Raw genomic sequence first — 23,545 nt, 5'->3', positions numbered from 1 at the left:
GTCGCTCGCCTCAGCAGTATCACCCGTAGACCAACAAGAACGATGGCCGCGCGCGCGCTGGCCGAGCTGGAGATGTCATGAGTTTCGCGCTTCTCGCCGTGCCCGGTGCAGCCAGGAAACCCCTGGCGCTCGCCGTGTCCCTGCTGGCCCTGCTGCATGTTCCGGCCGCTGCGGGGGCGGACCTGCTCCAGGTCTACCGCGATGCGCAAGCCAATGACGCCCAGTTCGCGAGCGCCCGCTCACAACTGCTGGCCACGCGCGAGCGCCTGCCCCAGGCCCGCGCCGGCCTGCTGCCGCAGGTGCTCGGCACGGCCGGCGTGCAGCGCACCATGGCCGACTACAGCTCGCCCGTGGACGTCACGCGCTACTTCAACGCCAACACCTGGGCGCTGCAACTGACGCAGCCGCTGTTCCGCTGGGATCGCTGGGAAACGTACAAGCAGGGCGAACTGGCCACGCTGGCCGGCGAAGTCACGTTCCAGCAGGCGCAGCTCGACCTGATCACGCGGGCCTCCCAGGCCTATTTCGACGTGCTGGCCGCGCAGGACAACCTGTACCTGGCCGGCGCCCAGAAGAAGGCCATCGGCGAGCAGCTCGAGCAGGCCAAGCGCAATTTCGAGGTGGGCACGGCCACCATTACCGACGCCAACGACGCCCAGGCGCGGTACGACCTGGCCACGGCCACCGAGATTTCGGCCCGTAGCGCGCTCGAAGTGGCACGCGCGTCGTTGCAGCAGATCACTGGCAAGCCGGTCGACGAATTGATGGGGCTGCGCGCCGAGGCCGCCATTCCGGGCCCGATGCCCGCCGACGTGAACGCCTGGGCCTCGCAGGCGGAGCAGACCAATCTTCAGGTCGGCGTTGCCGGCTACAACCTCGAGACCGCCCAGCGGGAATCGAACAAGGCCCGGGCCGGCCACCTGCCGTCCGTCGACCTCGTCGCGTCGTATGGCTATACCAATGCGCAGGGCACGGCGACCCAGCTCAGCAATGTCGGCAGCCGCTACAACTCGGGCGTGGTGGGCGTGCAACTGAGCATTCCGATCTACGCCGGCGGACAGATCCAGTCGCGCGTGCGGGAGACGCTGGCGCTGGCCGACAAGGCCGCCAGCGACCTCGAATTCGCGCGCCGCACGGCTGCGCAGACTGCGCGGCAGACGTACTCGGGGGTGTCCAACGGGCTGGCGCAGGTCAAGGCGCTCGAAGCGGCCGAACGCTCGGCACAGAGCGCGGTGGAATCGAACCAGTTGGGCTACGAGGTGGGTGTGCGCATCAATATCGATGTGCTGAATGCCGAGGCGCAGCTGTTCTCGACCCGCCGCGACCTGGCCAAGGCCCGCTACGACACGATCATGAACGGGCTGCGCTTGAAGGCATCGACGGCGGTGCTCAGCGAGGAAGACGTCGTGCAGATCAATACGCTGCTGACGTCGGTGCCGGGGGCGATGTATAAGTTACCAACGCGAGACAGCGTCGGCATAATCTCGCCCGCTGCACCTTCGCGCGTCAAGCTCAACCCACGTGCCATGGGCATCGCCGGCTCGAAGCCGTCGTCTTGACCATGCCGCATCGTCTTGTCAGCGGCCATCCCAAAGTGGCCGTATTCTGTGCGTGCCGAAAGTCCCGCAAAGAAGTGACAATGAAAATTGGAAGGTTGCTCGCTATCTCGGCAATTGTGCTTCTTCCGCTTGTGATTTTTCTGTCGCGGCGTGCCGCATCACTGTCCACCCGCCCCCAGCGATGTGCGAATCCAGGACACATCGACAGATGTGTGTATCCAATCCGATTGGCATCGACCAGATGAGACCTGGCTGAGCTGGGAACTGGGATCGGACAAGCGTGACCAGGAACAGACAGCCTATGAATCAAGGTGGCCTCTCCATCAATGCCGACGGCGCTAAGTTCCTTCGCAATTCGGGGAACGTATACGACCTATCAGGTCGGTTCAGGAACATATCGCCTGTCAGACGTACCGCTAACGTCCGGTAGTTGCATACGGTCGGCCCGATTTAGGCACCGCTTCAAGAGGGAGACTTGGCGCTACGCAACCTTTTGGATTCGGCAGTCGATAATTGGAAGCACCGCAGGCGGTAATGCGGAAGCAAGCTTGTGCAGGCCCGTACGTACAAGTCCGTCGATGCAAAAACGCAGGGCGGCCGGACGGCGAGCCGCATACTGCGGATCTCGTACCATCCGCTCCAGCGCTTTGGTCAGCGCGCTGCGATCAAACTGGAAGCGCAATTCGGGGTGCGCTCGCAGGACACGCCTGACCTGCCCGACATCGATCCAGTTCAGTGAACTCCAAGTCCCCTCGGGATCTTCGAGCTTGTCCCAGTTGAATATGCGCTTAGCCATCCACCGCTCAGTCAGTCGCTTGCTGAACAGCGTCGGCATGTTGAAATGCGGTTCGTATGGAAATGCGTAATTAGGGCAAGTGAAACGATACGATGCCCCCCTCCGCAAGCTGTCCGCCACGCGACTGATGACGGCGCCAACATCGCGGACGTGCTCCATCACGTTTATTGAGAACGCGAAATCGAAAGCGCCCCGCTCTTTGAGTTCTTCGGCCGGAAACGCCACGATGCGCGGCAAGCAATGCATCTCGTCGGCGAGTTGGACGACGATCGCTTGCATCCTGTGAAAATGTGAGAATCCGTCGCCAATAGGTTCCAGTGCCGTAACACCGAAACCCTCACGTACCAGCTGGCAACTAAGCAAATATGCACCTGCACCGACCTCGAGCACGGTAGCACCATGCGGCAATCGCATCAACTCGTCGGAGAGGAACTGGCGCCCAAAGCGTGCTTCTTCGGCGTACACATCGAACAGCGAGCGCAAATCCGGCGCATCCCGATCAATACGCTCTGCTAAGGCATCCAGCCAATTGTCGATTCCTAAGCGGCGATCCACGGGCTTGTTCATGAGCTAGACGAAACGCCTATGGCGATACCCGCAAGAATCATTGCAATCGCGACGAGTTTTGAGAGGGGCATGGGTTCGCCCAGCAGCAAAGAGCCCCCCGTAGCCACCATCACGAACGTAACGCCAATGTACACAGGGAACGCAACTGTCAGTGGCAGTTTTGTCACGACGAAGAGCCACGCAATCGATGCGGCAAGCGCGGCAGCGTATGCGGACAAAATCATCGGGTCCGCGAGCATCACAGCGAGCTTGCCAGTTACGCTCGCTTGCACGGGCGTCGACGCGGCGCGCCACTTGACCATCAGTTGGCTGTAGGCAACGAGGGTCGCTACCGGAAAAATTAGCAGGTAAGTTATCATCGCAACATTAGGCCCGACACGCCGCGTAAAGGGCGGAGACGATTCGTTCCTGCTGCGCCGGGGTTAGGCCGACCCAAAGCGGTAATCGAACCAGCCTGTCGGATTGTCGATCCGTGACCTCCAGGCTACCGTGCATCTTGCCATACCGGCGCCCTCCCGGAGAGGAATGCAGCGGAACGTAATGAAATACGGACTGGACACCACTCGCCCTGAGTGCGCCGAGCACGGCTTGTCGGTCAATGTCAGGCGAAAGCAGCACGTAGTACATATGCGCGTTGTGCCCGCAGTGGTCGGGAATGTACGGTCTGCGCAAGACGCCGTTCGCTTCGAGCGGCGCGAGCAACTCGTGGTAGTGCGCCCAAGTGGCGAGACGAGTCTCCAATATTCCGTCCGAATGCTCGAATTGCGCCCAAAGAAAGGCTGCGATCAGTTCACCGGGCAGAAATGAGGATCCCACCTCCTGCCAGGTATATTTATCCACCTCACCCCGAAAGAACTGGCTGCGATCCGTCCCCTTCTCACGAATGATCTCCGCTCTCGCGGCATATGCCGGATCGTTGACCAACAGTGCCCCGCCCTCGCCGGAAATGACGTTCTTGGTTTCGTGGAAACTGAGGGCGCCTAATGTTCCTATGCTACCCAGTTTACGACCTTTATAGGTCGATTCGACACCCTGCGCCGCGTCCTCCACGACCGCAATCCCATGCCTGTTCGCAGTTTCCATGATGGCATCCATTTCGCATGACACGCCAGCATAGTGCACCGGAACAATGGCCCGCGTGCGCGCCGTGATGGCCTGTTCGACCAGTGTCTCATCAAGGTTCAGAGTGTCATCGCGAATATCGACAAAAACGGGTATGCCACCCCGCAGCACAAACGCGTTAGCTGTGGAAACAAACGTGTACGAGGGCATGATGACCTCGTCGCCGGGTGCTATGTCCAACAACAGCGCAGACATTTCCAGCGCTGCGGTACAGGAATGAGTTAACAGTGCCTTTCGCGTGCCTGTATGACTCTCGAGCCATTGGTGGCAACGCTTCGTAAAAGGTCCATCGCCAGCGAGACGGTGTCCCTGGTTAGCTTCGCCGATGTACTGAAGCTCCTTGCCCGTCATATATGGACGATTGAACTCGATATCATCGCTTATCATGGTTTCTCCGCTGCCTTGCCGGCAAATTCGCTGTCAGTGACATCTTTGTTCTCACAGACGACATAGCAATGGGTATAAGGGATCCAGGTTTTGTGATGAACCGTCGCGCTGACGCTGTCGAACGCGCACCGTGCAATCGACGCGTAGCCCTCGCAAGTGCGCACATTCTGACCGCGATCACTCTTCACCAACCACCGGGCGATGGGATTTTGATCCACGCTCAGACAGGGGTCGAGTGTGACCATGCGACCGCCTGGCGCCAGTCGGGCAGAAACCATGTGCATCACATCCACAGCCTGTTCATCGCTCAGATGATGTAGCAGCCCGATGGCAATGATTCGATCGAATCGCGGCAGGACCGCAAGGTCGCCAGGCGACATGAGCTTGCATCGGAAATGCGCATTGCGGTCAACAAACTGTCTGCGCGCCTTTTGAATGTACCGTTCGCTGATGTCGAACCCAAAATACTCCACGTCTGGCAAATGCACCAGAATGTCAGCCGGCCCGCAACCAATATCCAGAATACGCATGCCAGTCTGCGGCAACAGGAATTGGCTGACGTAGGTATCACGATCTCTGGTCGCTCCCATGAAACTCTGAAATGCCGAGTAGATGATCGGGTGGGACAAGGCCGCACGTATTCCGCTAGTAATCTGAGCCATCAGGCGTATTCCACTTCAATGGGATCCCAGTTCACGATAAAGCCGACATCGCATCGGGCCGCGCGGGATAGTCAGCCAAACGTCGCCAAAATCCTGGGTCAAACACGTCCAGGTCGAATGATAAAGGCGGATTGAATCGAATTTCCCTACCATGAATGCACATGCTCTCCGTGCAACCGCCGGCAACAGGCGCAGCGGCCGCCCGTAGCGCCTCAAGCAGCGAGAGGCAGCCACTTTGAAAGACAGTGTCCATAAGGTCTTCAACCGTGTCTTCTGGAGCGACCGGAATTACCGCCTGTGCAATAGGACGACCGGCGTCGACCGCCACATCCACGTGGTGCGATGTGACGCCGATGAACTTGACGCCATCGGCAAGCGCCATCTCGATCGGGCGTGTACCAATCACGCCACCATAGGCGGGCAACAGTGAATAGTGAAGATTCACCAAGCGCCCACGATACGCAACGACTATCGGCTCCGACAGGATCCTGTGGACGTTGGTCACAACGATGTCCGCGCCAACGTCATTGAGCGCAGCAATCACGGCTGCCTGCCCTCCCGCGAAATCCAGCACGGCTGTCGTGATACCGTGTTCGCGGGCAAATCGGTTGGCAAGGCATTCTCGATCCGTGAAAACAGCGCAGACCGCCGCATCCAATGTCCCCAAGGCCAGCGCCTGCACGATAAAGCGCAGGTTTCCGCCCCCCCCCGAACACAAGAAAACAATGCGTTGCGTCATGATTGGCGCCGATAGATTTGTCGCACGATCGTGTAGGGCCGGCGCTTTGTCTCGGAGAATATTTTGGAAAGATAGATACCAATAATGCCGACGCAGGACATCAGCAACCCACCTATCAGCCAGATTGATGCCATAACAGAAGTCCAACCCGTCGGAGGCCGATTAAAGAACAACCAGTGCACGAGCAGCCAGCAGACGTAAGTAAGGGCCAGTAGAGAGATGCACAACCCGAGGTAGAATATTCCAATAAGCGGCGTATTACTGAAGGCGGTAATGGAGTTGACGAACAACGAAACCTTTCTACGAAACGTGTAGGTCGAAGTGGCATTGCTGAGCTTTCGCACCGTTTGCGCGACTTGCCAAAATCCAGTGATGTGCCACAGGCCGGCCATAAAGACCTCGCGCTCCTGATGCTGCAGCAACGCATCAACATACCGACGCGTCATCAGGCGGGCGGTTACGATATTCGCGGGAAGTGACATGTCGGTCAGGGCATTGAAAAGCGTCCAGAACCACTGGCCGGACATACGCTCGAACCAATCGCCTTTGCGCTGTTCCTGCACGCCATAGACGACGTCACACTGCGTCTCCTCCAGTTGCCTTGCGAAGTTTTCGAGCCACTCAGGCGACTCCTCTAGATCGCTGTCAATCAAGAAAACAAGCTGGCCACTGGCGTGGGCGAGGCCTGTCATCATGGCCTTGTGGTGTCCGAAATTGCGGGAGAGATCCACAACCAACAGATGCGGGTCGTGGCCAGCCATTTCTATTGCAAGTTCAAGGCTGTCGTCCGGAGAACCATCGTTGACAACGACAATTTCGTAGTCGTCCGATGCGAAACCCTGCGCTGCCGCCGTCGCGCGTTCATAAAACTCACGCAAGTAGGTGCGGGATCGATAGAGGGTAGTGACGATCGAGAGTTTCACGGTCGAATGCAATTCATGTATCGAGCAGCGTCTCTGCCACAATTGAACAGTAGGTCGATTATTGATACCTGGTGGGAAAATGGCCCCCACAATTGAGAGTACTCCGGGTAAGGTCCATACCGCATCCATTCCACTGAGATGCCCGCTGCCCGAAATAGGGACTCATCCAGGTACCCGCACGCAGAAGGACCGGACACATATACCGAACCTCCGGCCTGACGACAAAGATCTACCAACCGCTCCGTCTTGCCTTCCGATAGCGCGTAGTCCCAGGAATTGCGGAGCACAGTGTCAATGCCAAGATAGCTGCAAACCGCCTCTATTAAGCTCCGGTTAAATGACGACAGATCAGTGCAGTGGTTTTCCAGATATATCGGTGCAAGCCACTGCGCTATTTCGTCAAAATATGGCGCGGCACGATAATTGAACGATAGTGTTTTCCAATGTTGCTCCGCCCATGCGGAAGCAGGCAACCGAACATCGCGAATCCGACGGCGAATAGTGCTGCCCACTGGAATACTCAGCCACTGCGTACCAGTTGGCGTCTTGATCCGGTTGCGGTTTCTCCAGTCGTTCTTGGTAAACTGCATGTCGTCGTAGAGGATAAATTCGTCGACAGCAGCAATAATTTCGAAATAACCCTTCCAAGGAATATAGTTAGACTGCAGAATTGCAACCTTCTTCATTCTTGCCGCCCCCGTCATCCTGCACGACCGGTTGAAAGATCGAATTGTGGGTACGCCGGGTTAACCGACACCTGGGTGATCGTGGTCAGATTGAACATGGCAAGCAATGCCGGAAAGTGGCGCTGATCATGTTGAGCACATCCATGAACCACAAATAGACCATCGAATGATCCGCGTATGCCGTCTTGTTCACAAAGTCAAATTGGGTCAGAAAAAATCGGTAAGCCGTATTCAAGGAATGAATCGTCGTGCCAAATCGAAAAAATAAAATCGCGCAGTCGCTCCCGATTTTTGTCAGCTGCCACCGCCCTCCCCTCCAACACCGTACCGATACGTCGCTATCATGCGCACTATCGCCGCAAGGACAGCCATCATGCGCACTATCGCCGCAAGGACAGCCATCATGAGAAACATCCTCAAACTGGCGCAACTTTTGTTCGCGTTTCGGACTGGTCTGAAAGGACCGATGATATTCTTTGCGCACTTTTGAGAGTGTTCACAGCGTTTTTGCTTTCGAACGCTTCGTGCGCCGCCAATCCCAGCAGCAGGCCGATGAAACCCGCATAAAACACCACGTTGGCCTGATGCGCCATCGTCACCTGCGTCATGCCCGAGATCAGGGAGGCCATGACCACTCCCAGCCCGGCGCCCGCCAGGCTGACCCCCCGGTCGTTATGCGCGGCATTGCACGCCAGCATTGCCCGAAAGAAAAGCCCCGCCGGCACCAGAAACAGCCCAAGCATCGTCAGCAGGCCGGGCAGCCCAGTTGTCGCTGCGGCTTCGACCAAGTCGCTATGTGCGTGTTCAAGCACACAGGCGAGCGATTTCGTCTGCTTGCAGAACGGCGTGGCATGCAGGATGCGGGCGAACTGCCCAACCCCGGCGCCGGTCCACGGATGCTCGCTGAAGTACTGCATGCCGATGTGCCAGATCTTCAGGCGGACACCGACTGAGGTTTCGATATTGCCTTGCTCGAACTGCTGAATTTCGGCCACAGCCTGGTCAACACGCTGGGAAACCGGACTGCCAGGGATCGAATACACTCCGACCGCCAGCACCACAACGGTGGCAATGGCGATGGCGAACATGCGGGTCGTGAAGCGGCGATACCGGATGATCAGCATCGGCACCACGGTAAGGAGCATCGCCACGACCGCCCCGCGCGTGCCGTTGAGCATCAGGATGGCGGTGGCGCACAGCACATTGAACCATGCCGTGGCATGCGTGAGGCGGCTCTCACCCGGGCGGGCGAAGCCGGCAAGGCCGATCGCAGCGACCATATTGGCGAACGCAATCGCCTGCGTCCAGGCCGCCGGACGAAGCTGGCCCAGCGCGAACTTCTGGTAAGCCACGATCAGCAGGGCCAGGACCAGCGCGATCGTGATACCCCGCCAAAGCATGGCGGGATTAGGAGCCGTCCGGACAATCAACCAGCACGTAAGTACCGAAAGAATCACACGAGAGGGATTGTCGAGCACGTCCCACGGCGTGTCGTGCAGAAATTTCGAGACCAGAAAGACGGCCACGAACGCGAGCACGGACAAGGCCAGCGGCCGCAAAACTGGGGCATGCTCGCGCCAGGCCGGCAGCATCTGGCGCCAGCCAGCCAGCATCAACAGCCCGACCCCGGCAAGAAACACCCCGGCCCCGCGCGGCACGCACAGAATCAGCACCGGAAATGCAAACACGAGGATGTCGGCCATCGTGCACAACCGATTCTTTCGATCAATCATAAAAAGCCTGCGAAAAGACATTGGCACCTCCGCCGCGGATCTCTGCCCGCCGACGAAGTAACCCGGCATTCTAAACGATCGACTAGGTCAACCCCCGCGCTTGCGCTCCTCCACGCTCAACAGCTGCCAGCGGATGGCCGACGCGTCGGCGGGCGGATTCGGCACCTGGTACTCGCGCACGCGCAGCTTGTAGCTCACGCCGGATTCGAAGTCCAGCCCCTCGATCGGCCCGTACCATAGCTGCCACGGGGCATCGGGCGCTTCGCGCCAGCGGTAGCACTGCATGCGGCCCACGCCCGAGCACTCCACGCGCTGGGAGTCGATATAGACGATCTTCTCGTGCCCCGCTGCGGCGTCCGCCTTGGCGCCGCGCCGGCCCACGCCTTCCCGTTCGACGAATTGCAACAGATCGCCGTCAGCCGTCTTCCAGATGATCTGGCGCCCCGTGGCGCCGGCGGACGGCTGCGTGCCGACCGTCGTAAAGGGCGAGTGCATGGCCTTCAGCAGCGCGCCCTCCACCTCCATCCGCACGCCCGTGCAGGCCATCCGCGTGCCGGCGATGCGATCGAAGCGGATGCCGGCGCTGGTCTTGCCATAGCCGCCGGTGAAGCGGTTACAGCCGCTGGTGCCGCTCACGGTGCCTTGGGAGGCATCAATGCCGTCATTGAATTCGAAGATGACCGGCTGGCCGTTGTCGCCATGCGGAATGTCACGGACTGTGCCATCGGCGTTCTGCCAGCGGATCAGTTCCCAGCGGCTCGGACCGCCGGAGCGGGTCTCGTTGAGGCTGGCGCTGGCCGATGGCTGGTCGGGCGCCGGGCCGGTGGCGCAGCCGGCCATTGCCGCCACGGCGCCCAGCATCAATGTGGCGAAAACACCACGCATGGAGAAGGGATGTTGCATCGATCGAGCTCCTGGTTGCGCATGCCGCGATTAAGCGGCGGATGTTGCACTTTCCTCACTATGCAACCAGTGTAGACGCCCGCGTGGCGGCTGTATGTCAGCGCAACACTGGCGCGACGGCTGCCAATGTGCGCTGCGTGGCACCCCGATGCAGGCCGGCGAACGTCAGCGCATGGGCGCGCATGTCGGCCAGACGCGCTTCATCGGCGAGCACGGCCGAGGCGGCGGCCATCAGGGCGTCGGCGTCGGCCACGCGCAGGCAGGCGCCGGCGGCGATGGCATCTTCCGTGGCCTGGGCGAAGTTGAACGTGTGCAGGCCCATCAGCACCGGCGTGCCGACGGCGCAGGACTCGATCAAATTCTGTCCGCCGAGCGGGATCAGGCTACCGCCGATATAGGCGATATCCGAGGCGGCGTAGTACATCGCCATCTCGCCCATGGAGTCGCCGAGCACGATGTCGGCGGTGATCGGCGTGTCCAGGGTTTCCACGTCCAACTGGCTGCGGCGCTGCACGCTGAAGCCGGCGCGTGTGGCCAGCGCCGCCACCTCGTCGAACCGTTGCGGATGGCGCGGTACCAGCAGTAGCGCGGGACGCGCCGCGCCGGGCCAGCGCGCGAAGGCCTCCAGGATCAGCGGCTCCTCCCCTTCACGCGTGCTCGCGGCGGCCAGCACGTGGCGGGCGCCGAACGCCCTGCGCAGGGTCTGGCCACGCGTGACGCCGGCCTCCGGCGGCTGCATGTCGAACTTGAGATTGCCGGTCACCTGCACGGCTTTCACGCCGAGCGCGCGATAGCGCTCGGCATCGCCAGCCGTTTGGGCCAGCACCGCCGTGAAATCGTTATATAGCGAGGCCGCCGCACCGCCGAAGCGCGCCGTCCGTCGATAGCTGCGCGGCGACAGTCGGGCATTGACCAGGAACAGCGGCACACCTACCCGGCGCGTGACGTGGACCAGATTGGGCCAGACCTCGGTCTCCATGATCAGCCCTGCCTCGGGCCGGAAATACGCGAGGAAGCGGCGCACCAGCGCCGGCACGTCGTACGGCAGGTAGCACTGCTGCACGCGTGGGTTGTCGCCATAGAGCTGCTGGCCAGTCTGGCGGCCGGTCGGCGTCATATGGGTCAGCAAAATACGATGGCGGGGATACGCGGCCAGCAAGGCGTCGAGCAGCGGCTGCGCGGCGCGCGTCTCGCCGACGGACACCGCATGGACCCAGAGCCACGGCCCGTTGGCCGGCAGCCCGCGATATCGGCCAAGCCGCTCCCCGATGTGGCGGCGATAGCCAGGTTCCTTGCGCGACCGCCAGACCAGACGCAGCAGCGCCAGTGGGAGGATCACCCCCCACAACAACGTGTAAACCAGACGAAGCATCAGGCAGGCACTCCGCGTACCCGCACGGCGGCGGCGTAGACCTCATCGACGGACGGCACGATGCCGTCGTCGCCCACATTGGCGATGCGGTCGGACCAGTAGCCTTCGGTCTTCCAGCGCCAGGTGGCGGTGTAGATCTCGACGGTGGGCCGGCACAGCGCGGCGGCGATGTGCACGAGGCCGGTGTCCACGCCAATGACGACCTCGGCCCGATTGATCAGGCCGAAGCCCTGCATGACCGAGAAGCGCGGCAGCACCTGCGCGCCGGGCATGCCGGCGGCGAGCGCCTCGGCATCGCGGCGTTCGGATTCGCTGCCCCAGGGCAGCAGCACGGTCAGGCCCTCGGCATGCAACTTCTGACCGAGGGCATGCCAGTTCGCCACGGGCCAGCGCTTCTTCGCGCCGGCCGTGGCATGGAAACAGACCGCGTACCGAGGCGGCAGCCCAGCCCAGAGCGGATCATCGACATGCAGCGAGGTCGCCGCAGGACCGAAGAAGCGCGGCGGCTCCGGTGGCGTGCCACCCGTGAGCGCGGCACCAAGCAGGCGCGAGCGCCGCACCGAATGGGTCTGGCGCGGCACCTTGACCGGCGCGGTATAGAACAGGCGTGATGCTGGCTCGTAGCCGGAACCCTGCGTGGCATTGCCGAGCCCGATCACGGGCGCGCCGGCCGTGCGCGCGGCGGTGCGCGCCACGATGGCGGTCTTCAGCAGGCCCTGGGTCTCCAGCACCGCGTCATAGGGCCGCGCCCGGATCGCGTCGCGCAGCGCGCCGACTTCGGCCCAGGTGTCGCCCTGCCAGAAGCGCTTGCGCCAGCGCCGCAGCGCGAACGGAATCACGCGATGGACGTCCGGCAGCAGCCGCACCAGATCGACATAGCCCTCTTCCACCACCCAGTCGATCTCGGCATCGGGCCAGCGCGCGCGCAGGTCGTGGATGAGGGGCATGTTATGCACCACATCGCCCAGCGACGAGACCTTGACGACCAGGATGCGCGGCGGGGCCGGCAACGCGAACGGCGCGGCCACGGCGAGCGGCGCGGCCTGGTTCGACGTTGCGGCGCCGGCCGGCTGCCCCACTTCAGAACGGGAGCTTTGCATCCGGCTTCTCGGCCAGGATCACGCGCTTGAACTCGGCCTGGATGCGCGCCAGCGCGGCATCGTTATCGGCTTCGAAACGCATGACAACCACCGGCGTGGTGTTGGACGGACGCGCCAGGCCGAAGCCATCGGGGTACTCCACGCGCACGCCGTCGATCGTGATGACTTCGCGCGCGCCCTCGAACTTCGCATTGGCGCGGATCTTGTCGAGCAGCGTGAACGCCTCGCCTTCGGCACACTTCAGTTGCAATTCGGGCGTGCAGTTGGAGTTCGGCAGCGCGTTCAGCACGGCGCTCGGGTCGGCGTGGCGCGACAGGATTTCCAGCAGGCGCGCGCCCGTGTAGAGGCCATCGTCGAAACCGTACCAGCGGTCCTTGAAGAACACGTGGCCGCTCATCTCCCCGGCGATCGGCGCGCCGGTTTCCTTGAGCTTGGCCTTGACCAGCGAATGGCCGGTCTTCCACATCAGCGGCTCGCCGCCGTGGTCGCGAATCCACGGCGCCAGCTTGCCGGTGCACTTGACGTCGTAGATGACCTGCGCGCCCGGGTTGCGCGAGAGGATTTCCTCGGCGAACAGCATCAGCTGGCGGTCCGGGAAGATGACCTCGCCATCCTTGGTGACCACGCCGAGGCGGTCGCCGTCGCCGTCGAAGGCCAGGCCCAGCTCGCAGTCGGTGTCGCGCAGGCACTGCATCAGGTCCTGCAGGTTCTCGACGTGGGCCGGGTCCGGATGATGGTTCGGGAAATGGCCGTCGACATCGCAAAACAGCTCGACGACCTCGCAGCCGAGCGCCCGGAACAGGTCGCCGACGAAGGCGCCAGCCACGCCGTTACCGGCGTCCAGGGCGATTTTCATCGGGCGGGCCAGCTTGACGTCGCTGACGATACGGTCGAGGTACTGTTGTCGGATATCGACTAGTTTGTATCCGCCACTGCCCTGCGTGTACTTGGCGGCCTCGATGCGCTGGTGCAGCGCCTGGATCTGGTCGCCGTAGATGGCCTTGCCGCCGAGCACCATCTTGAAACCGTTGTAGTCGGGCGGATTGTGGCTGCCGGTGACCATGATGCCGGACCCGGCGCGGCGGCCGTCCAGCTCGATATTGGTGCCGAAGTAGACCATCGGGGTGGCAACCATGCCGAGGTCGATCACATCGACACCGGCAGCGCGCAGCCCTTCCACGAGTCCGCCGAGCAGATCCGGGCCGGACAAGCGCCCGTCACGGCCCACGACGACGGTTTTCTCGCCAAGTTCGACGGCGGCGGAGCCAAAGGACAGGCCGATCTGGCGGGCGACCTCGGGCGTCAACGTCTTGCCGACGATGCCGCGGATGTCATAGGCCTTGAAGATTGAGGGGTCAAGTTTCATGTGGCTTCCCGTGTACGAGTTCATGGTGCGATACCGCCCGGAGACTGGCCTGGGCAGGGCGCGGGCAGGGCGCCAAAAAGGTGTATTTTGCCGGATTGTGCAAACCGCGCCAGTTTATAATCACCGGGCTACCCGCAAACCGTCTGCAAACCGGCATTTCTCGCGCGATTCCGTGCCGCCCATCCAACTCTCTTCCGCGTTCGTGCAGAACTTGCCTCCTTCCCGGCCTCGCGTCGCCTTTGTCATCACGAATTCCGAGATCGGCGGCGCCCAATCGCACGTCGCCGACCTCGTGCGCGCGCTGCGGGGCCGCATCGACGCCACGGTGCTGGCGGGCGGTGAGGGACCACTCTTCGCCACCGCGCAGGCCGCCGGGGCACAGACGGCGCGGCTGGCCCTGCTCGACAACGCCATGTCGCCGCTGCGCGCCCTGAAGACCCTGCGCGAACTGATGGCCGCGCTGCGCCATGCCGCACCCGACCTGATTCACGTTCACAGCGCCAAGGCCGGCGCGCTCGGCAGGCTGGCCGGGTGGCTGCTCGGCATCCCGGTCGTCTACACGGTACACGGTTTCGGATTCAAACCCGCCGCGCCGCTGGCACGCCGGTTGGCATCGCGCGTTGCCGAATGGTGCCTGGCACCGCTGGCCGCGCGCCTGATCTGCGTGGCGGATGCGGAGCGAGAACTGGCGCGCAGCCTGCCGATCCCCGCGTCACGTATCAGCGTGATTCACAACGGTATCCCCGACGCCGCCGCGCGGGCGCAGCCGGCAGCGCAGCTCACGCGGATCGTGATGGTGGCGCGACTGGCCGCGCCGAAGCGGCCCGATACAGTCATCCGGGCCTTCGGGCAGGCGAAGCTGGGCGATTGCGAACTCGTGATCGCCGGCGCGGGACCGATGCGCGGCGCCATGCAGGCGTTGGCCGACGCCGTCGCGCCCGGCCGGGTACGCCTCCCGGGCAACGTGGCAGACATACCCGCCTTGCTCGCATCAGCGCAGGTATTCGTACTGGCCTCCGATCACGAAGGCTTGCCGCTCTCTGTACTGGAAGCGATGCGGGCCGGCCTACCGGTGGTGGCGTCCGACCTGCCCGGCATCCGTGAGCAGTTTGGAGACATGCCAGACGCGTTGCTGATGGCTGAGGGCGATGACGCCACGCTGGCCCGGCATCTGTCGATGCTGGCAGGCGACAGCGCGCGCCGGGCCGCCCTCGGCCAGCTGTCTCGCGCCCGATGGGAGCAGGCGTTTGGGATCGCGCCCATGGCGGACGCCACCTGGGCGGTCTATCGACAGGCACTGGGACGGCGGGTGAGCGAGCCCATGCCCACGGAGCGTGCCTGACATGAGCGCAAACAAGGAAGCCGCCCGACTCGCCAGCGCGTCGCGCGCCACGACGGCCAGCCGCGCCTCCGAGACCATCCGCCGGGCCAGCCGCATGCTGTCATGGGCCGCGTTCGGGCTCGCGCTGTTCGGGCTCAACACGATCGCGGCGGAGACCCTACACCACGCGGGCATCGTCACCTACGTCTTCACGCGTACGCTGCTCTGGGGCATCGTGCCCTACCTGTGCACGTTCCTGCTGCTGCACCGCTCGCTTCATCTGCCGCCAATCGAGGGCAACAGCCTGGTCGGCATCTCGGCCACGCTGCCGTTTGCCCTGTTGCTGTTCGTCTTCGCCGGCTGGCATATCGAGTACTCACGCGGCGCGCTACTGCTCGGCTACCTCACCACGCTGGTCTGGAGCGGCATCGGCTACCGGCGCTTCGTGCAGAACTATGTGCCGGTGATCGGCTACACGGACCCGCGCGCGCTGGAACAGCTCGAGGCGATCCTCGCCATGCCCGGCGCCAGTCCGCCGGCACGGATCCGCTTCGATTTCATCCGTTCGATCGAGGATGCCGTGTTTTGCGACGGCCTGATGCTCGACCGCTCGGGCACCGCCGACCCCGAGCGCACGCGCACGCTGGCGCGGCTGAAGATGAGCCACGTCCGCCTGTATTCGGTGGAGCGGATCGGCGAGATGCTGACCGGCCGCGTGGGGCTTGACCATATCGACGAAAACTTCCTGGACGACTACGCGCGCCACTATCTATACGGCTTTGTGAAGCGTCTGCTCGACATTGCCGCCGTGCTGTGCCTTGTGCCGCTCGCCCTGCCGCTTTCGGCGCTCACCGCGCTGGCTATCCGCCTCGAGCAGCCGGGGCCGGTGCTGTTCCGGCAGGCCCGCGTCGGCCGCTTCGGCGAGGCGTTCACGATGCTGAAGTTCCGCAGCATGAGCGTCCAGTCCGATGCCACGGCGCGCTTCGCGGCGCGCCAGGATGCCCGCGTCACGCGCGTGGGCCGCGTGATCCGCAAGTATCGACTGGACGAGCTGCCGCAGTTGTGGAACGTGCTGATGGGCGACATGAGCCTGATCGGCCCGCGCCCCGAGCAGGTGCCGATGGTCGACACCTTCGCCGAGACGATCGCCTACTATCCGTACCGGCACCTCGTGCGCCCGGGGTTGTCCGGCTGGGCGCAAGTGCAGCAGGGCTACGTCGGCACCCATGAGGAAACCGTCACCAAGTTGAGCTACGACTTGTACTACGTCAAGCACTGTTCGTTCGCGCTCGATTTGTTGATCGTGGTCAAGACGCTGCGCACGCTGCTAACCGGCTACGGGGCCCGCTAATGGCGCCGGCCACCATGCGGATCCTGCTGATCACCACTGGCCTCAAGGTGGGCGGTGCCGAGCATCAGGTCGTGGCGCTGGCCCGGGCCTTCCTGGCGCTCGGGCACGCGGTGGCGATCCTGAGCCTGTCACCGGGGCGGGAGATCGACACGCCTGCCGGCGCCGAGGTCTTCGAACTGAACATGCGGAAGACGCCCGGCGGCATGGCCGCCGCGTTGGCGCAGGCGCGTGCGCTGGTCAAGGCATGGCGCCCCGACGTCATGCACGCCCACATGGTCCACGCCAACCTGTTCGCCCGGCTGCTGACGCGGCTGGTCGATAGCCCGCCGCTGGTCTGCACCGCGCACAGCTTCCGCGAAGGCGGCACGATGCGGATGCTGGCCTACCGGCTGACCGACCGATGGGCGTCGCTGACCACCCACGTCAGCCAGGACGGCCGCACCGGCATGATCGCCGCCGGGGGCGTGCCGGATGACCGCATTGTCGTCATGCCCAACGGGATCGATGTCGAGCGATTTCGGCCGGACCCAGCCCTGCGCGACGCCGCGCGCGCCAGTCTGGGCATTGCGCCCGATGCGCGGGTGGTGCTCAACGTTGGCCGGCTGGCACCCGAGAAGGCCCAGGATCTACTGATCCGTGCGTTTGGCCAGCTGCCGCCCGCCGCGCGGGCGCACCTGCTGATCGCGGGCGGCGGCGCGCTCACCGAGGCGCTGGCCCGGCAGATCGCAACGCAGGGGCTCACATCGTCAGTCACCCTCCTCGGCCCACGTGACGACATCCCTGCCCTGCTCAACGCGGCCGACTTGTTCGTCCTGTCATCGAATATCGAAGGGCTGCCCATGGTGCTGGTGGAGGCGCTGGCGTGCGGATGCCCGGTGGTGTCGACCGACGCGCCCGGCGTGGCCGAAGTCCTGCGCGATCAGGGCGTCATCGTGCCGCGCGGCGACGCAGCGGCCCTTGCCGGCGCGATGGCCGACGCCTTGCGCGCGGGTCGCGGCACCCCAGCGCAGGAAGCGGCGCGTCGAGAGCGCGTGCTGGCCGCGTTCTCGATCGACGCCATCGCCCGACGCTGGCTGGCGCACTACACCAGCCTGACGCACGCCGCGCGCGTCATCCCGGCGGAAACCGCGTGATGCATCGGCGCATCGCGGGCAATGTGCTGTGGATGCTGGCCGAGCGCGGCCTGCAGGTAGGCATCGGGATCGGCGTGGTGGCCATGCTGGCGCGCGCGCTCGGGCCAGCCGGGTTCGCGCATTTCCAGTACGCCCAGTCAGTGGTGCTGATTGCCGCTTCGCTGGCGCTGGTGTGCGGTGCGGAGGTGGTGGTGCCACGGCTCGTGGCGGCGGCGCCCGAGGCCCAGGCCCGCATCATCGACCATGCGTTTGTGCTGCGTCTTGCGGGCGGTGTGGCGGGGTACTTGCTGATGTGCGTGTATCTGGCGCTGACATCCCCCACGCAGGAAGTCTGGCACGCGGCGCTGTGGCTCGGCGTGGCCATCCTGCTGCGCGAGCCCTTCGGCGTGGTCAATGCCTGGATGCAGGCCCATACCAACAATCGGCCCGGCGCCTTGGCGAGCCTCGCCGCGCTGTCCGTCAAGGCGGCGCTGGTCGGCGGGCTGTTCGCTACGGGCATAACCGCGGTGCCGGGCTACGCCACGGCGTTCGCGCTCGAGGCCGTGCTTCTGGCCGCGCTGCTCGCGGCCTACTACCTGACCCGGACACCCCGGCAACGCCCCGTGTGGCAGGCGAGTCAGGCGCACGAGCTGTTCTCGGCGGGCGCATTGTTCTGGGTCAGCTTCATCCTGATGATGGGCGCGCGCCGGGTTGACCAGCTCGTGCTCCAACCGACGGTGCCGGCGGCGGACTTCGGCGCCTATGCGGCGTGCATGCAGCTGCTGGATAATTTTTCGATGCTCGCGACCATCCTCGTAGCGGGCATCGCCCCCAGCTTCGTCTATGCGCGCACGGCGTTTGCGGAGGCTCACGCGAACATCGGCCGGATTGCGGCGGCGCTGGGCGCGCTCGGGCTGGTCGGTGGCCTGGCGATTGCCGCGTGCGCGCCGTGGATCGTCCGCCTGCTCTATGGCAGCGCCTTCGAGGCCACGGTGACGCTGCTGCGGGTGGCCGCCGTGGCGTCGGCGCTCGTCTTCGCGGACGTCGCTCTGACCCTGCTGGCGGTCTACCTGCGCCGGCCGCGCTGGGTGGCGATGAAGTGGGCGCTGGTGCTGGCGACGACGCTCGCCTTCGATTTGGCGGTCATCCCCCGGTTCGGCAACTGGGGCGCGATTGCTGGCTATGTCCTGGGCAACAGCGTCGCGGTGATCGTCGGCATGGCGCTGTGGTGGCGCAAGCGACCCGTGCGGGAGATGGTGTCCGCATGACCGCCCCCCTGCCCTGCGTCTGTTTCCTGACCGGCACGCTGAACGAATTCGCCGGGGCCGAGCGCATGACGGCGGTGATCGCCAGTGCGTTGGCGGAGCGCGGGTATCGGGTGCTTGTGCTCAGTTTATGGGATGAAGCCAGTGTGTTTCCACTACATCCCGACGTGCGGCATCATGCCTTGTTCGCGGCGCGGCCGTCGTTCAAGCGCGAGTACCTGGCGACGGTGCGCGGCATTCGACGCTTCGTCCGCGAGCATCAAGTGGATGCGCTGATCGAAGTCGATACGATGCTGACGTTGTTCACACTGCCGGCCACTACCGGCATGGAGGTACGCCGGATCGCTTGGGAACATTGCCATTTTGAGGAGGATCTCGGCAGCAAGGCGCGACATGTGGCCCGCCGGCTGGCGGCACTCACTAACGAAGCCATTGTGGTGCTGACCACGCGAGACCGTGTGCGATGGGAATCTGTGTTCTTCCAACGCGCGAAGCTCGTCACCATCGGCAACCCCTTGCCCTTCCCACTGCCCACGATGGCGGCGCCTCGCGATACTGCCACAGTGCTTGCGGTAGGCCGGCTGGTTCCAGCAAAGGGCTTTGACGTTCTGCTCGATGCCTGGGCACGTGCGCACATGCGCCATCCTTCCTGGCACCTGCGGATCGTCGGAGAAGGGGAAGAGCGTGCCGCGCTCGAGGCAAAAGTGAAACGCCTCGGACTGCATGCTTGTGTCAGCTTGCCTGGCGTGCTTACCGATATGGAGACAGTCTACCGAGACAGCACCATCTTCTGCCTCAGTTCGCGCTATGAGGGATTCGGGCTCGCACTGATCGAGGCCATGGCCTTCGGCCTGGCCGTAGTTTCCACCGCATGTGAAACCGGTCCACGCGAACTGATCCGTGATCAGGAAAACGGTCTGCTAGCACCTGTGAACGATCCTGATGCACTTGCCCGGGCATTGGATCACCTGATGTCCGATGCCACGCTGCGCGACACGTTGGGCGCACAAGCACGAGACGACGCGCGTGCTGCGGACCCTGGCTACGCCGCCGGACTTTGGGAGCAGCTCCTGCGCTAGCCGGCCTTTTCCGCGATGTGGAGCCCCGCAGCCCGGCAGCTTACCTGACCAGCGCAACGAAGGTCGACAATATGATCTTGAAGTCTTCCCACAGCGAGCGGTTCTCGACGTAATCGAGGTAATACCGCAGCTTGACGGGCAGCACTTCTTCGATATACGCACGCTCCGGATCGGCGGCCCGGCCAAGAATCAGGTTCTCATCCTTGAACTCGATCGAGGCCCGATCAGTGATACCCGGACGCACCGAGAGCACGCGCGCCCGCAGGTCATCGGGATACCGTGCGACGTAGCGAGGCACCTCCGGGCGCGGGCCGACCAGGCTCATGTCCCCAATCAGTACATCCAGCAACTGGGGCAATTCGTCGAACTTGTACTTGCGTAACAGATGACCGACGCGCGTGACCCGGCGATCCGCGCCGACGGTGATCTGCGGACCTTTCCGCTCGGCATCGATCACCATCGTGCGGAATTTGTGGATACGGAACGTCTTGCCGAACCGCCCCACACGCTCTTGCCTAAAGAAAACCGGACCCGTCGACTCCGCGCGAATGGCGATCGCCAACAGCAGCAATAGGGGCGACAATACTGCCAGGCCAAGCCCGGCGCAGATCAGATCGAACAGACGCTTCGTCATCTACGCCAGGATCTCACGCAGGGCCAGAATGACACGCGTTTGGTCATCGTCGGACATCATCGTGTACAGCGGAATGCTGAGCATCGTCTGGTATGCCTTGTCGGCAATCGGGAACATCTCCGGCTCCAGCTCATAGCGGTCGCGCCAGTACGGCTGGCGGTGCAGCGGTACATAGTGGACACTGGTGCCGATACCACGCTCCGACAGTTGCTGGATGACACCGTCGCGCGTGATGCCGTGCGCCACCGCAGCATCGGCCAGGCGAATCACGTACAGGTGCCAGGAATGAGTGTCACCTGCCGGTGCGTCGGCCGGCAACACCAGCGGCAAGTCCGCGAGTTCCACGGCATAGCGCGCGGCAAGCGCCTGACGGCGCTCGAGGAACGCTGGCAGGCGCGTAAGCTGCACGAGGCCGAGCGCAGAAGCGATATCGGTCAGGTTGTACTTGAAGCCGGGCGCGACCACCTCGTAGTACCAGGCGGGCGTCTTCGATACAAAACGGTCGAATGCGTCGCGGTTGATGCCGTGCAGGCGCATAACCTTCATGCGACGCGCCAACTCGGGATCGCGCGTCACCACCATGCCGCCCTCGCCGGTCGTCATGGTCTTGTTCGCATAGAAACTGAACACCGCCGCGTCGGAGCGCAATTGTCCGACCTTGACCCCGCCAACCGTGGTCGGCAGCGCATGCGCGGCATCCTCGACAATCTTGAGTCCATGCTCCTGCGCGATGGCGAATATCGCTTCCATGTCGCAAGCCAAGCCGCCGTAATGCACGGGCATGATCGCCTTGGTGCGCGGCGTGATGGCAGCGCGGATCTTAGCCGGGTCAATATTGAGCGTGCAGGCATCCACATCCACTAGCACCGGGTCGGCCCCCATGTAGCGCACCACTTCCGTGGTGGCGGTGAACGTGAGCGTCGGGGCAATCACCTCGTCGCCAGGGCCGATCTTCAGCGCCTCGAGCGCCAAGTGCAGACCGGCAGTTGCAGAATTGACGGCGATGCTCTCCAGGCCGCCGCCGAGGTATTCGCTGAAAGCCTGCTCGAATGCCTTAGTCTTGGGTCCCGTGGTGACCCAGCCAGAGCGAAGCGCCTCGGTTACGGCGGCAATTTCCTCATCGCCAATATGAGGCAGCGCGAACGGGATGAACGATGGTTGTTGGCTCATGAGGTCGAAGTCTCGAGATAGAACTGGCCCGCCACGTATCCCTTGACGAGGAACCCGTGAGCCAAGTAAAAACGGATCGCGTTGATATTGCTTACGCGCACATAGAGACCGACGGCATCGCAGCCAATCTTGCTCGCCGAGGCCCGGGCCGATTCCAGCAGAGCCGCGCCGATGCCCGGAAGCGACCGATCGCTGGCGATGGACAGGATCAGATAAGGACATTCTTCGAAAGCATGCGGCGCATCGAGGAATCGGAAGTAAATGTCGGAGACGATCTTGCGCGCCGCGGCCGCCGGATGCGACAGGACGGTCCGCACGATCGCGCCGCGACAGTTTTGCTTGAAAACCGCGATGCGGGCACCGATGCGCAGGCCACTCACCACGAAGCCGACCGGCGCATCGGCTGGATCCTCGCTGGGCACGGCTTTGGTGATGAAGCAGTCGGAGCCCAGAAAATGACCGTAGTAGCGCTCCAGCAGATCGTGCGGGAAGCGCGACGTGAAATGCGCGTCGGAGTAAGCGCGCCGATGCACCGAAGCCAAGTGCGCCAGATCGGCCTGCGTGGCGGGCGCCAGCCTCATTGGGCCAGGACCTCTTTATACGAGGCCAGCAACCTCTGACCCTCGCGGTCCCACGAGTATTTTTCCTCGATCAGTCGGCGCCCGTTGCGCGAGCAGGTTTCCCACAGCGCACTGTCGCGGTGAATGCTGTTGATAGCATCGGCGATCTGTCGCGCAGACCCAGGATTAACGCAGATACCTGCCTTTCCGGCATCCACGACCTGCCGCCACAATTCGAAGTCAGAGCAAATCACCGGAATGCCTGCGGACATGTACTCAAACAACTTGTTGGGCTGGGAAAAGATATGGTTGGGTGCCGGCAGGAAATTAACGATGCCGGCGAACGACTTGCCGTAGATCTCAGAGATTTCCTTGCGGCTAACCTGCCCCAGGTATGTGACACGGTGCCAATAACGATGGCTCTTGACCGCAGCCTCGATGTCGGCCCCGGCGAAGGTGCCGGCGAGGTAGAAGCGGACATCGGGATCGACGTATTCGAGCGCGTCCATCAGTGGCAAAACGCCGCGCACCATGCTAATCGCACCAACGTAGCAGAAGCCATCTTTCGTCGCCTCGACGTTGGTAGCCGGCACGAATTCCTGTAACAGTGGATAGTTGTTGATGGTCACGGTCCGGCGCGCCACCAGCTTGAAACGTTCCTCGATATGCGGAGTAGCGGTGACAACCAAGTCGAGCCGCTTGACAACGAAATCCTCCAGTACGCGGAACGTCACCGAAACGATCTTGCGCAGCGGCAGCGGAATCCACTCCTTGGTCAGGATATCGTCGGGATAGCACTCGTGTGAATCGTAAATGACTTTCGCCCCGGTCAGCTTCTTGAGCAACAGACCATAAGGCAGCAGTTCGGGATCGTGAAAATGATAGACATCAGCCTTCTGCGACCTTGCCATGCGATAGGCCTGACGCGCACGCGCCACCATGCGCCGCAGCCGGCCCCCAGTAGCATGCAGGGGAATGATCGAGACGCCGGACCCTGCCGGCGTGTCGGCCGGACACGCGACCAGCGACACGTCATATGGCCCCGCGGCGAGCGTACGGCATTCTTTGTGGAAGACACGGATGTCATTCAGCCGGTGGACGGAGCTGAAATGGCAGACCTTCTTTTGCATAATGGTGC

The 23,545-nt window shown here is 63.2% G+C and carries 22 protein-coding genes; 6 read left to right on the top strand and 16 right to left on the bottom strand.

Features of this window, described 5'->3' with window-relative positions; all coding sequences use genetic code 11:
- The first annotated feature begins 77 nt into the window (after positions 1–77).
- Entirely contained in the window at positions 78–1,559 is a 1,482-nt protein-coding gene (locus tag AC1DP9_RS00660) for a TolC family outer membrane protein (RefSeq protein ID WP_477106354.1), read from the top strand.
- Positions 1,560–2,040: 481 nt separating this feature from the next.
- On the opposite strand, the gene AC1DP9_RS00655 is transcribed toward AC1DP9_RS00660, so the two are convergent.
- The 12 genes from AC1DP9_RS00655 to AC1DP9_RS00600 all read right to left on the bottom strand — a co-directional run bounded on the left by AC1DP9_RS00655 (position 2,041) and on the right by AC1DP9_RS00600 (position 13,915).
- Positions 2,041–2,922, bottom strand: coding sequence for a class I SAM-dependent methyltransferase (locus tag AC1DP9_RS00655; protein WP_477106353.1), 882 nt, complete (start codon positions 2,920–2,922; stop codon positions 2,041–2,043).
- A complete protein-coding gene (locus tag AC1DP9_RS00650) occupies positions 2,919–3,281 on the bottom strand; it encodes a DMT family transporter (protein ID WP_477106352.1) in 363 nt (120 codons plus the stop codon). The genes AC1DP9_RS00655 and AC1DP9_RS00650 overlap by 4 nt, the downstream gene beginning before the upstream one ends.
- Before the next feature lie 7 nt (positions 3,282–3,288).
- Positions 3,289–4,431, bottom strand: coding sequence for a dTDP-4-amino-4,6-dideoxygalactose transaminase (gene rffA / locus AC1DP9_RS00645; RefSeq protein ID WP_477106351.1), 1,143 nt, complete (start codon positions 4,429–4,431; stop codon positions 3,289–3,291).
- Complete coding sequence (locus tag AC1DP9_RS00640; protein WP_477106350.1) at positions 4,428–5,093, bottom strand: class I SAM-dependent methyltransferase; 666 nt, start codon at positions 5,091–5,093, stop codon at positions 4,428–4,430. The genes rffA and AC1DP9_RS00640 overlap by 4 nt, the downstream gene beginning before the upstream one ends.
- 31 nt (positions 5,094–5,124) lie before the next feature.
- The gene (locus tag AC1DP9_RS00635) at positions 5,125–5,832 is read right to left on the bottom strand and encodes a formyltransferase family protein (protein ID WP_477106349.1); all 708 of its coding nucleotides are present in this window, start codon (positions 5,830–5,832) and stop codon (positions 5,125–5,127) included.
- Positions 5,829–6,755: a glycosyltransferase family 2 protein gene (locus tag AC1DP9_RS00630; RefSeq protein WP_477106348.1), complete on the bottom strand. Its 927-nt coding sequence runs from the start codon at positions 6,753–6,755 to the stop codon at positions 5,829–5,831. Before AC1DP9_RS00630 ends, AC1DP9_RS00635 begins: the two co-directional genes overlap by 4 nt.
- On the bottom strand, positions 6,752–7,441 hold the full coding sequence (locus tag AC1DP9_RS00625; RefSeq protein ID WP_477106347.1) for a WbqC family protein: 690 nt from the start codon (positions 7,439–7,441) through the stop codon (positions 6,752–6,754). Before AC1DP9_RS00625 ends, AC1DP9_RS00630 begins: the two co-directional genes overlap by 4 nt.
- A 416-nt stretch (positions 7,442–7,857) precedes the next feature.
- Entirely contained in the window at positions 7,858–9,144 is a 1,287-nt protein-coding gene (locus AC1DP9_RS00620) for an O-antigen ligase family protein (protein WP_477106346.1), read from the bottom strand.
- A 117-nt stretch (positions 9,145–9,261) separates the two neighbouring features.
- Positions 9,262–10,059 carry a DUF4377 domain-containing protein gene (locus AC1DP9_RS00615; RefSeq protein WP_477106575.1) on the bottom strand — a complete coding sequence of 266 codons (798 nt, stop codon included), beginning with the start codon at positions 10,057–10,059 and terminating at the stop codon, positions 9,262–9,264.
- A 115-nt stretch (positions 10,060–10,174) separates the two neighbouring features.
- Positions 10,175–11,449, bottom strand: coding sequence for a lipid IV(A) 3-deoxy-D-manno-octulosonic acid transferase (waaA, locus tag AC1DP9_RS00610; protein ID WP_477106345.1), 1,275 nt, complete (start codon positions 11,447–11,449; stop codon positions 10,175–10,177).
- Positions 11,449–12,549, bottom strand: a complete 1,101-nt coding sequence (waaC, locus tag AC1DP9_RS00605) for a lipopolysaccharide heptosyltransferase I (protein WP_441645186.1) — start codon at positions 12,547–12,549, stop codon at positions 11,449–11,451. The genes waaA and waaC overlap by 1 nt, the downstream gene beginning before the upstream one ends.
- Positions 12,530–13,915, bottom strand: coding sequence for a phosphomannomutase/phosphoglucomutase (locus tag AC1DP9_RS00600; protein WP_477106344.1), 1,386 nt, complete (start codon positions 13,913–13,915; stop codon positions 12,530–12,532). Before AC1DP9_RS00600 ends, waaC begins: the two co-directional genes overlap by 20 nt.
- On the opposite strand from AC1DP9_RS00600, the gene AC1DP9_RS00595 reads away from it, so the two are divergent.
- The 5 genes from AC1DP9_RS00595 to AC1DP9_RS00575 are packed head-to-tail and all read left to right on the top strand — an operon-like array spanning position 13,914 to position 20,043.
- On the top strand, positions 13,914–15,257 hold the full coding sequence (locus tag AC1DP9_RS00595) for a glycosyltransferase (RefSeq protein WP_477106343.1): 1,344 nt from the start codon (positions 13,914–13,916) through the stop codon (positions 15,255–15,257). The genes AC1DP9_RS00600 and AC1DP9_RS00595 overlap by 2 nt on opposite strands.
- 1 nt (position 15,258) lies before the next feature.
- On the top strand, positions 15,259–16,587 hold the full coding sequence (locus AC1DP9_RS00590) for a sugar transferase (RefSeq protein ID WP_477106342.1): 1,329 nt from the start codon (positions 15,259–15,261) through the stop codon (positions 16,585–16,587).
- Positions 16,588–16,601: 14 nt separating this feature from the next.
- Complete coding sequence (locus AC1DP9_RS00585; RefSeq protein WP_477106341.1) at positions 16,602–17,720, top strand: glycosyltransferase; 1,119 nt, start codon at positions 16,602–16,604, stop codon at positions 17,718–17,720.
- Complete coding sequence (locus tag AC1DP9_RS00580) at positions 17,720–18,967, top strand: lipopolysaccharide biosynthesis protein (protein ID WP_477106340.1); 1,248 nt, start codon at positions 17,720–17,722, stop codon at positions 18,965–18,967. The genes AC1DP9_RS00585 and AC1DP9_RS00580 overlap by 1 nt, the downstream gene beginning before the upstream one ends.
- The gene (locus AC1DP9_RS00575) at positions 18,964–20,043 is read left to right on the top strand and encodes a glycosyltransferase family 4 protein (RefSeq protein ID WP_477106339.1); all 1,080 of its coding nucleotides are present in this window, start codon (positions 18,964–18,966) and stop codon (positions 20,041–20,043) included. The genes AC1DP9_RS00580 and AC1DP9_RS00575 overlap by 4 nt, the downstream gene beginning before the upstream one ends.
- Positions 20,044–20,083: 40 nt before the next feature.
- Here AC1DP9_RS00575 and AC1DP9_RS00570 read toward each other — a convergent pair whose 3' ends face one another.
- From AC1DP9_RS00570 to AC1DP9_RS00555, 4 genes are read right to left on the bottom strand one after another with little or no spacing between them, the layout of a single operon-like run.
- Positions 20,084–20,677, bottom strand: coding sequence for a sugar transferase (locus tag AC1DP9_RS00570; RefSeq protein WP_477106338.1), 594 nt, complete (start codon positions 20,675–20,677; stop codon positions 20,084–20,086).
- Positions 20,678–21,847: a DegT/DnrJ/EryC1/StrS family aminotransferase gene (locus tag AC1DP9_RS00565; RefSeq protein WP_477106337.1), complete on the bottom strand. Its 1,170-nt coding sequence runs from the start codon at positions 21,845–21,847 to the stop codon at positions 20,678–20,680.
- Complete coding sequence (locus tag AC1DP9_RS00560) at positions 21,844–22,428, bottom strand: GNAT family N-acetyltransferase (RefSeq protein WP_477106336.1); 585 nt, start codon at positions 22,426–22,428, stop codon at positions 21,844–21,846. Before AC1DP9_RS00560 ends, AC1DP9_RS00565 begins: the two co-directional genes overlap by 4 nt.
- A complete protein-coding gene (locus tag AC1DP9_RS00555; protein ID WP_477106335.1) occupies positions 22,425–23,537 on the bottom strand; it encodes a glycosyltransferase family 4 protein in 1,113 nt (370 codons plus the stop codon). The genes AC1DP9_RS00560 and AC1DP9_RS00555 overlap by 4 nt, the downstream gene beginning before the upstream one ends.
- Positions 23,538–23,545 lie beyond the last annotated feature (8 nt).

The organism is Cupriavidus sp. 01L43, from assembly GCF_056399925.1.
This window is presented reverse-complemented; position numbering and strand designations above follow the sequence as displayed.

Coding starts and splice junctions, on each gene's coding strand:
- AC1DP9_RS00660 (WP_477106354.1), top strand. CDS start 78: ATGAGTTTCGCGCTTCTCGCCGTGCCCGGTGCAGCCAGGAAACCCCTG.
- AC1DP9_RS00655 (WP_477106353.1), bottom strand. CDS start 2,922: ATGAACAAGCCCGTGGATCGCCGCTTAGGAATCGACAATTGGCTGGAT.
- AC1DP9_RS00650 (WP_477106352.1), bottom strand. CDS start 3,281: ATGATAACTTACCTGCTAATTTTTCCGGTAGCGACCCTCGTTGCCTAC.
- rffA (WP_477106351.1), bottom strand. CDS start 4,431: ATGATAAGCGATGATATCGAGTTCAATCGTCCATATATGACGGGCAAG.
- AC1DP9_RS00640 (WP_477106350.1), bottom strand. CDS start 5,093: ATGGCTCAGATTACTAGCGGAATACGTGCGGCCTTGTCCCACCCGATC.
- AC1DP9_RS00635 (WP_477106349.1), bottom strand. CDS start 5,832: ATGACGCAACGCATTGTTTTCTTGTGTTCGGGGGGGGGCGGAAACCTG.
- AC1DP9_RS00625 (WP_477106347.1), bottom strand. CDS start 7,441: ATGAAGAAGGTTGCAATTCTGCAGTCTAACTATATTCCTTGGAAGGGT.
- AC1DP9_RS00620 (WP_477106346.1), bottom strand. CDS start 9,144: ATGGCCGACATCCTCGTGTTTGCATTTCCGGTGCTGATTCTGTGCGTG.
- AC1DP9_RS00615 (WP_477106575.1), bottom strand. CDS start 10,059: ATGCGTGGTGTTTTCGCCACATTGATGCTGGGCGCCGTGGCGGCAATG.
- waaA (WP_477106345.1), bottom strand. CDS start 11,449: ATGCTTCGTCTGGTTTACACGTTGTTGTGGGGGGTGATCCTCCCACTG.
- waaC (WP_441645186.1), bottom strand. CDS start 12,549: ATGCAAAGCTCCCGTTCTGAAGTGGGGCAGCCGGCCGGCGCCGCAACG.
- AC1DP9_RS00595 (WP_477106343.1), top strand. CDS start 13,914: ATGTGGCTTCCCGTGTACGAGTTCATGGTGCGATACCGCCCGGAGACT.
- AC1DP9_RS00600 (WP_477106344.1), bottom strand. CDS start 13,915: ATGAAACTTGACCCCTCAATCTTCAAGGCCTATGACATCCGCGGCATC.
- AC1DP9_RS00590 (WP_477106342.1), top strand. CDS start 15,259: ATGAGCGCAAACAAGGAAGCCGCCCGACTCGCCAGCGCGTCGCGCGCC.
- AC1DP9_RS00585 (WP_477106341.1), top strand. CDS start 16,602: ATGCGGATCCTGCTGATCACCACTGGCCTCAAGGTGGGCGGTGCCGAG.
- AC1DP9_RS00580 (WP_477106340.1), top strand. CDS start 17,720: ATGCATCGGCGCATCGCGGGCAATGTGCTGTGGATGCTGGCCGAGCGC.
- AC1DP9_RS00575 (WP_477106339.1), top strand. CDS start 18,964: ATGACCGCCCCCCTGCCCTGCGTCTGTTTCCTGACCGGCACGCTGAAC.
- AC1DP9_RS00570 (WP_477106338.1), bottom strand. CDS start 20,677: ATGACGAAGCGTCTGTTCGATCTGATCTGCGCCGGGCTTGGCCTGGCA.
- AC1DP9_RS00565 (WP_477106337.1), bottom strand. CDS start 21,847: ATGAGCCAACAACCATCGTTCATCCCGTTCGCGCTGCCTCATATTGGC.
- AC1DP9_RS00560 (WP_477106336.1), bottom strand. CDS start 22,428: ATGAGGCTGGCGCCCGCCACGCAGGCCGATCTGGCGCACTTGGCTTCG.
- AC1DP9_RS00555 (WP_477106335.1), bottom strand. CDS start 23,537: ATGCAAAAGAAGGTCTGCCATTTCAGCTCCGTCCACCGGCTGAATGAC.